The organism is Lacticaseibacillus sp. 22 (assembly GCF_055413445.1).
On the sequence record NZ_JBVAYD010000047.1, the window covers coordinates 1 to 7056 of the forward strand.

The window sequence follows — 7056 nt, forward strand, 5'->3', positions numbered from 1 at the left end:
ATTTTTCTCGGTTGGCTTTATCTAGCATCTCTTTCATGGATACGTACATGAACGGTCCCCCTATTCGTCAAACTTAATGTCGTCTAAATCGATCTCTTCCTCAGGTTCATTTGCACCGTTTCCAGACTCCAGCACCTCATCATCTTTTGTTACCGTCTTCTTGGTGAAAAAGAGAATTAATCCCGTAACAATGGAACCAATAAGGAGTGCTAAGCAAAATAGCAATGGCTTATTCATCGCAGGTACAATAAACATTCCCCCAGATGGCACAGGGCTTTTAATATCCCAAGTCATTGATAATGCGCCTCCAACAGCTGCTCCAATGGAGGAAGCCGCAACAACCCGAACTAAATCTACGGCTGCGATAGGAATGACGCCTTCAGTAATCATGACAATCCCCATAGGAAAGGCTATCTTGATATTATCTTCTTCGGCTTTGGTATATATCTTTCGTTTGAATAATATCGCCAGTACCCAAGAAATTGTGACCCCAAACGGCGGAACCATCGAAGCTAAAATTTTTATTGCTTCCGGTTGTTGAACGCCTTGTAATAAAAGTCCATCTGCAAATAGTGACGCGACTTTGTTAACTGGTCCACCGAAATCAAAAGCGGCCATCGCCCCCATAATCCCACCGAAGACAAACTTTGCCGATCCTTGCATACTATTGAGAAAACTCGTCATTGCATTTGTCGCAACGACAATTGGTTGACCCACAACATAAAACATGATGCCTGCCATAATCAACGATGATAATAGCGGAATGATCATCATCGGCTTAAGCCCTTCAGCCCAAACAGGAACTTTGATGTACTTCACAAGAGCTGCGACAACCCAGCCAGTAATAAAACCACCTAACATACCACCTAAGAAACCTGCACCAATGTTGTACGAAATAACACCACTTAGTAAACCTGGCGCAATACCCGGTCGATCAGCAATTGAATATGCGATTGCTGCGGAAATGACGGGTGCCAGTAATCCCATACCCCACACGCCAAGCGTTGTCAGAACTGATGGTAGAAAGTAGTCACCCTTGAAGGATGTCATCACTTTTCCGCCAGTTAGGTTGCCTATTGCGATTAATAAACCAGCAGCAACAACTAGTGGCAACATATACGAAATTGCGGTCATTGCATGTTTACGCAACTGGAGCTTCTTAATCATTACGATGCTCCTCCTTTTCAAGAATTAGTTAGTGGAATTACGTTTGTCATCAAGTTTCTTTGCAATAGTTTCTAATACTTTCGTTGGCGCTTTAATCACTGTATTTGTGGGTACTTCGATAACCCTCTTTCCTTTAAATCGTTCACGTCCGCCAATCTTGATATCGATTGCCAAAAGAACAAAATCAGCCTCACTTATTTGCTCAGGGGTTAGTTGATTTTCAGTGCCAATAGTTCCTTGTGTCTCCATGTGTGCTTCCCAGCCCAATTTTTTTGCTGCTTTCAACACCTTTTCGCGCGCAATATACGTGTGTGCAATACCAGATGTGCAAGCCGCGATCCCAACAATCTTCATTGTTTCATTCCTCCTCCGGATTTCTTTCGAAAAGTGTTAATACTTGTTTTTTACTTTTTGCTTTGTGGAGTTCTTCAATAAACTCATCATCTGCCAACAAGATAGCCACTTTCTGTAATAATTTAATATGAAGTGTATCTGCGTCTTGATCGCGAACTGCGAATAAAATAATGGTATTAACTGGTTTTCCGTCTAAACTCTCCCACTCTATAAAATGATTACTGACACCGATAGCTAGTGAAGTTGTGGATACAGCTTTAGATTTTCCATGGGGAATTGCTACGCCTTGACCTAAGCCTGTCATTCCTTCCGTTTCCCGAATGAGAACATCCTCAACAAAAGCCTTTTTGTCGTTTACCGCACCTTCTGCTACCAAGAGGTCGGTTAACTCGGAAATGGCTTCTTCCTTATTTGAGGCAATTAGATCAAGAGTGATGAGATTTTGATTCAATACTTTTGAAATATCGAAGGTATTCACGCTGATTTCTCCTCCCAACAAATGTTCATCTCGACTTTATGTGTTCGTCTTTGTTCAAGTTCATAGTAAACGCTTTCAATCGGTGTGTCAACAATTTTAGATCTTTTTTCTTTAGACTATATAAAATGCAAATTTCAAATGCTCGCTTCATCCAATATTCTTTAGCTAAGATGAACATACTTGAACATCGTTGACAGGTAAAATATAATTGGAACATGAGAAAGGATAGGAGGGAGTGACATGAAAGTCCCAAGACAGGATGCAATTCTTGAGCTCTTAGGGGAGACCGACAGTAAATCTATGACAACAGTCGAATTAGCTCGAAAACTCCAAGTAGCCCCAATGACCATCAGACGTGACCTAGCAGAAATGTCAAAAAAAAGGCTTCTTTCACGAACTTACGGTGGCGCCTCATTGATCATTGAACGCACAACCAACGAAAAAGCTAAGATTCAACGAGAAGCAAAGCTTGAAATCGGAAGACAGATTGCTGCGTTTATAACACCCAAGGCAACTGTTTATCTTGGTGCAGGAACGACTGTAAACGCGGCAATATCGTTTCTGCCAACAAATCCACAGATTCTTTATGTAACCAATTCCGATTTAGCATTCCGAGATCTGTTAAAACGAAAAGCAAAAGTTGTCTTAGCCGGCGGCACATACGAAGAAAAGTCAAACCAATTTCTAGGGGCAATAGCAGAACAAGCATTAGAAAACTTTTATTTTGATTTCGCCTTTATTGGTACGAATGGCATCTATAATGGCCAAGCAACAACCTCTAGCTTGCCAGATAAAACAATAAAAGAACTCGCAGCTAAACGTGCCTTAAAAAAGTATGTTGTAGCCGATGCTACAAAGATTGGCAAGGCCGATCCCTATCCGTTTGCAAATATTAATGAGCTTTCAGGAATCATCGTTGATTCCAAACTCAGCGACAGATTCATCAGAGACTTAAAGAAGCTTTGCTCTGTTGTCGTTGCGAAACCCTTGAACACATGAGGATATAAAAAAGCACACTCCCCTGTGAAGTGTGCTTTTTTAACATCCATTACAAGTCTTTTGCTAACTGAAAACCCCCAATAACTCCAGCGTCATCATGCAACTGTATAGAAGTAATATACTGATCTACAGGAGGTGTTTTCACGTAGCCAGCTAAAAGTTCGGTAAATTCTTTTTGGATCAACGGTATTAATTGCTTCTGATGCATAACACCTCCTCCAAAGATGATTTTCTCTGGTGCCACAGTTAATGTGAGCGTCATACATGCCTGTGCAAGATAATAAGCTTCTATAACCCAAGCTGTAGAATTCTCTGAAATATTCTTTGCAGATGTGTTGTACCTCTTCTCCATTGCTGGTCCTGAAGCTAGGCCTTCCAAGCAGTCATGGTGATATGGACAAACACCGATGAAGCTATCTTCTGAGTGGCGTTTCACTAAAATATGTCCAGCTTCGGGATGACCATAACCTTGTAGTATTTGACCGTTTAAAATAACCCCAGCTCCAATACCAGTACCAACAGTCCAGTAAACAAGGTCAGAAACGCCTTGACCTGCACCTTTCTTAAACTCGCCGTACGCTGCCGCATTTACATCCGTTGTAAAAGCAAATTTAATTTTCGGAAAATGTCGCTGCATTTCTCCTAAAAAATTAAAATGCTGCCAGGATTGCTTCGGCGTCTCCTCAATGTAACCAAAAGTTGGTGATGTCTTTTTGATGTCGACAGGTCCAAAAGAGCCGATGCCAATTGATTCTACTGGGTGATGTTCAAAATAATGATATACCGTTACCATGGTCTCTTCGGGTGATAGTGTCGGAAATTCCTCTCTATGTTCTACTTTTTGACCATCTGGTGACACTGCACAAACAAATTTTGTTCCGCCTGCTTCAATAGCGCCTAACATAAAAACACCCCTTCCACGAAATGTTCGACCTCGAACATTATCCTACATCACGGTGAAAGGGGTTTCAACTATTTCGAACATTATTTGCTTAAAATTCTAAGTTTTATAGCAACCAATCTGCACCTCAAAAAGTTGAAGTAATCCTTGTTCATGCACACATGCTAATCTTCCGTATCTAAAGGAATAAACTACTATTCTAGATTATCAATATGCTTTACGGCAATTAAATCAGCTTCGCGATGACCTTCTGCCAAGACGAGAAGTGGCTTAATTCTGTTATAAATTTTTTCCGAGGTTAGTCCGTATTCTGATTGCAGAAAGTCCGGTGTTCCAACCTGCCCAAAGCGGTCGTCACAGCCAATTCTCTTTAGCGGTATTGAAATCTTGTTTTCTGCCATTACTTCCGCCACCGCGCTACCCAGGCCGCCAATAATATTATGGTTTTCTATTGTAATAACAGCTTTCTTTTGTGGTAATCTATGCAATAACAAGTCCTTATCTAAAGGCTTTATCGTAAACATATCGATAACATCTGCTGACATGCCTTGACTCTCCAACCTCTCAGCAACATCCAGTGCTTCCGAGACAAGCTGCCCCGCCGCCACTATCAGAAAATCAGAACCTCGGTGAAGTAAGTTACCTTTCCCAAGTCGAAATTGTGAATTCTTCTTATAAATTGCTCGTACGCCCTTTCGATTAGCCCGAACATAATGGATTCCTTTCAGTTTACTGAAAGCTTGAATTATCCAATTCATTTGTACTTCATCTGCAGCGTCACAAATGACTATATTCGGGATGGTTCGGAGAATACCTACATCTCCATAACTGGTATGAGTGCCTCCGTTAAATCCAGCAGCAAATCCTGGATCTGATCCAAAGATATTAATAGTATTTCCTGAGTACGCACCAGATACAAATAATTGATCTAAAGCACGTCTTGCAACAAATGGTGCAAATGTGTGAACAAATGGTTTATAACCTGTCAAGCTGAGACCAGCAGCAACACCAATCATATTCGCTTCGGAGATACCTACATCGATGAATTTGTCGGGGTGAGTTTGCTTGAATTTAAGAAAGTTGCTGGCTCCTCCTAAATCTGCATCAAGCGCAATGATTTGATTGTCATTATCCATCAATGTATCCAATGCATCTACAACTGTCTGCCGCAACTCTTTTCCTATTTCTCTTTTAGCATCTAGTTCAAACATTTTCTTCCTCCTCAAAGACTTGCTTTAATTCTTCTAGTACAGTATCAGTCTTGGCATTGATCTGAGGATTGTTGAACTTAACAGAGTGATTATCTGCCATTTCCTCGAAAAATTTAACGCCTGCCCCTTTTACTGTATCAAGAACGACACAAACTGCTGAATCTTTAATTGTCTTCAAGTAATCAATAGCGGCATCAATTTCTTCTACATTGCTTCCATTGACATGTAGCGTTGTAAAACCAAATGCACGCATCTTTTCAGAAATGTCGAATTGACGAATAATATCGTCTGTCCACCCATCTAGTTGCTTTTTATTATTATCAATAAACACAATACAATTATTCAGTTTGTTACTGGCAATATACTGAAAGGCTTCCCAGCATTGCCCTTCATTTAGTTCGCCGTCGCCTACAATCAAGTAAACGTAGGAAGATAATCTTCTCTGTTTCAGCCCAGTCGCAATACCGGCTGCTTGAGATGTACCTTGACCAAGAGAACCAGTTGTTGCGTCAACTCCTGGTGTTTTGTTTCGATCAGGATGCGAAGGAAGTATCGTTCCACCGCGATTTAATGTTTCCAAAACCTTATAGTCAATAAATCCCGTCGCTGCTAAAGCGCTATACAGTGCAGGCCCTGCATGCCCTTTTGAAAGAACTAACCAGTCTCGACTTGCCCAGTGAGGATCAGATGGTCGAAAGTTCATCTGTTTTCCATAAAGAACTGCTAACAGATCAGCAACTGAAAGTGATCCACCAATATGACCCTGACCAGCCAACTGAATTGACTTGATCGCACCATACCTAATCTTTGCAGCGAGTTTCTTAATATCACGTAACTCAGTTTGTTTCAACTTTATTCACCTTCCTAAAATTAAGCTGCTTCTTCATCTTTACCTTTATTCTTTGCACTAACTGCTGTGAGTAAAAACATTGTGATCCCTACGACTGCAATAACTGCAATAACCGCGATCTGTCCTCCCATTCGTGATGATTGGCCTAGAAGTAAACCGATAATGCCATAATCTGTATCTGAGAAAGTAGACCCAGTAAAGCCAAGGTTGCTTACTAATGGCATTAAAAACAACGGCATGAAGCTGATGACAACGCCTTGAACGAATGATCCCAGGACGGCCCCTCTTATTCCTCCAGTCGCATTTCCATAGACTGCTGAGGTTGCTCCACAAAAGAAATGTGGTACAACGCCTGGAATAACAATCGTTGTCCCCGTCAGCGCCATAATAATGAGACTTACGATTCCGCCAAGAAAGCTTGAAAAGAATCCGATCAAAACAGCATTTGGAGCATACGGAAAGACAATAGGACAGTCTAGTCCAGGTTTAGAGTTTGGTACTAAACGCTCCGAAATCCCTTTAAAAGCAGGGATGATTTCAGCCAAGATCATGCGAACTCCAGCTAAGATAATATAAACACCTGCAGCAAATGTTCCCGCTTGTTGAAGAGAAAATACTATAAAGTTTGTCCCTGCACTCAATTTAGTCTCGATATAGGTTGATCCAGTGAATAACGCCACCGTTAAGTACACAACCATCATAGTGAGTGCAATGCTAACCGTTGAATCTCGAAGAAAGGCCAAACCTTTCGGAAAATTGATATCTTCCGTAGATTTATTTTTATTTCCAAACCATTTTCCAATATAACCGGCGATCATATAGCCAAAGTTCCCCGTGTGAGCCAAAGCTACATCATCTGTACCAGTAATTTGTTTAGTAAAGGGTTGAATAATAGCGGGAAAGACCGATCCACACATTCCCAGAAAAAGGCCACCCACCGCAATCATAAGAACATTGTTCATTCCTGTTGTAGTCAAAACCACCGCGATAATACATGCCTGATAGAAAAAGGCATGACCAGTCAAATAGATATACTTAAACTTCCCCAGTTTACAATTCAAGTGCAACACCCTGACGACTAGACCATAAAGGCCAT

8 protein-coding genes are annotated in these 7056 nt (G+C 41.1%); 1 reads left to right on the forward strand and 7 read right to left on the reverse strand.

What is annotated here, in order from left to right:
• Positions 1-60 precede the first annotated feature (60 nt).
• From ACWP87_RS13410 to ACWP87_RS13420, 3 genes are read right to left on the reverse strand one after another with little or no spacing between them, the layout of a single operon-like run.
• On the reverse strand, positions 61-1167 hold the full coding sequence (locus tag ACWP87_RS13410) for a PTS fructose transporter subunit IIC (protein WP_014569068.1): 1107 nt from the start codon (positions 1165-1167) through the stop codon (positions 61-63).
• Between the two features lie 24 nt (positions 1168-1191).
• The gene (locus ACWP87_RS13415) at positions 1192-1521 is read right to left on the reverse strand and encodes a PTS fructose transporter subunit IIB (RefSeq protein WP_005714903.1); all 330 of its coding nucleotides are present in this window, start codon (positions 1519-1521) and stop codon (positions 1192-1194) included.
• 4 nt (positions 1522-1525) lie between these two features.
• Positions 1526-1999 (reverse strand): PTS sugar transporter subunit IIA, encoded by a 474-nt coding sequence (locus tag ACWP87_RS13420; protein WP_014569067.1) that lies wholly within the window; start codon positions 1997-1999, stop codon positions 1526-1528.
• Positions 2000-2239: 240 nt separating this feature from the next.
• On the opposite strand from ACWP87_RS13420, the gene ACWP87_RS13425 reads away from it, so the two are divergent.
• Entirely contained in the window at positions 2240-2998 is a 759-nt protein-coding gene (locus tag ACWP87_RS13425) for a DeoR/GlpR family DNA-binding transcription regulator (protein ID WP_005714899.1), read from the forward strand.
• 49 nt (positions 2999-3047) lie between these two features.
• Here the strand turns inward: ACWP87_RS13425 and ACWP87_RS13430 are convergent, their stop codons facing one another.
• The 4 genes from ACWP87_RS13430 to ACWP87_RS13445 all read right to left on the reverse strand — a co-directional run.
• On the reverse strand, positions 3048-3902 hold the full coding sequence (locus ACWP87_RS13430; RefSeq protein ID WP_014569066.1) for an ROK family protein: 855 nt from the start codon (positions 3900-3902) through the stop codon (positions 3048-3050).
• Positions 3903-4093: 191 nt separating this feature from the next.
• On the reverse strand, positions 4094-5110 hold the full coding sequence (locus ACWP87_RS13435; protein WP_014569065.1) for a transketolase family protein: 1017 nt from the start codon (positions 5108-5110) through the stop codon (positions 4094-4096).
• Positions 5103-5960, reverse strand: a complete 858-nt coding sequence (locus ACWP87_RS13440; RefSeq protein WP_014569064.1) for a transketolase — start codon at positions 5958-5960, stop codon at positions 5103-5105. The genes ACWP87_RS13435 and ACWP87_RS13440 overlap by 8 nt, the downstream gene beginning before the upstream one ends.
• Positions 5961-5980: 20 nt before the next feature.
• Positions 5981-7056, reverse strand: a 1076-nt coding sequence (locus ACWP87_RS13445; RefSeq protein WP_463843716.1) for a PTS ascorbate transporter subunit IIC, incomplete at its 5' end; no start/stop codon positions are given.